We start from the raw sequence: 1,378 nt of genomic DNA on the forward strand, positions 1-1,378 counted from the left end.
CTGTTCGCCAGTCTCTGGGCGGGTGTTCTGCTGATTCTGGCCAACATCGCCATCCTGTTACTGGGCGGTTATGACGCCGCCTATACCTGGGTGGTGCTGGTGCTCTATTTTACCGTCGTGCATACCACGCTGGTCATTCTCGGCACCATCGGGCTGGCCAAAGCCATGGCCGGCAAACCGTTTGAATACCCACTGGTCGGTAAAAAGTGTCATGGACTGTAGAGTGAAAAATCAGGGTGATACGCAGTTTGTGCAGTTCGATGCACTGAATCGCGATGGCCGTTATTCACGCGTGCAGCGCAAACGTCGGCTGTATCAGGTAGGCTTTTTCTTGCTGTTTATTCTGGCGCCGGTATTCGACATCTTTCGCATCGATCTGACCCTGGGGCATTTGATCCTGTTTGGTCAGGACTGGACCCTGGGGCTGGCCGGCTGGCAAAGCGGTGAATTGAGCACGGCTCAGGCCACATGGAATCTGGTCTGGCGTGGTTTTCTCCCCCTGCTGCTGGTGGCCGGCGCGTTTATCTATACCGCCTGGAAGTACGGGCGTCTCTATTGCGGCTGGCTGTGCCCCCATTTTTCGGTGGTGGAAACCATCAATAACCTGATGCGCCGCGCCAGTGGCAAGTTCAGCATCTGGGATAAACAGAAATCCGACGAGCTGCGCCCCGACGGGCGTTATGTTCCCGTGCGGCGCAGCCTCTGGCCGCTGGTCTGGATCGCGGCGATCGGCTTTGCCTTTTTATGGGCGGTGGTGTTTCTCACTTATCTGTTGCCACCGGCAGAGGTTTACTCCCACCTGATCAATCTGGAACTGACCCGCAACGAAACCATTTTCCTTGGCGCGGCGACGATCGCCCTGAGTGTCGAGTTTCTGTTCGCGCGCCATCTGTTCTGCCGCTTTGCCTGTGCCGTGGGCGTGTTCCAGAGTATCGCCTGGATGGCCAACAAGAAGGCTATGGTGGTCGGCTTCGATCGCAGCCGCGCTGCCGATTGCCGGACCTGCAACGCCGCCTGTGAACAGGCCTGCCCGATGCGACTCAAGCCGCGGGATATCAAGCGCCACATGTTTACCTGCACCGAGTGTGCCCAGTGCCTCGAAGCCTGCGAGCAGGTCCAGGCCGGCGGCCCGGGCAACAGCGGCAAGATCCAGACGCCCCTGCTGCAATGGATCCAGGACGAATGCGCAAAAGATACCTCCGAGCGCGATTTCGGCATCAAGCCCGACGTGCCGACAGGGTGCTATCGCCGTTAAATGAGCTATTAACATAGAGGATTTGTCAGTCCGCTAATGAACGCAAATAGACGCAAGTATTTTTTAATAAAAAGCCAATGTACATTGGCGTTCATTCGCGTTTATTTGCGGACTGAGAATTGA

1 protein-coding gene and 1 pseudogene are annotated in these 1,378 nt (G+C 56.7%); both read left to right on the forward strand.

Features of this window, described 5'->3' with window-relative positions:
• Positions 1-222, forward strand: a pseudogene (locus RI563_RS09615) (hypothetical protein); the annotation flags it as partial.
• 1 nt (position 223) lies between these two features.
• Entirely contained in the window at positions 224-1,255 is a 1,032-nt protein-coding gene (locus tag RI563_RS09620; RefSeq protein WP_310694161.1) for a 4Fe-4S binding protein, read from the forward strand.
• Positions 1,256-1,378: the final 123 nt, after the last annotated feature.

The organism is Thiohalophilus sp., from assembly GCF_031581315.1.
Taxonomy (GTDB): Bacteria; Pseudomonadota; Gammaproteobacteria; order UBA6429; family Thiohalophilaceae; genus Thiohalophilus.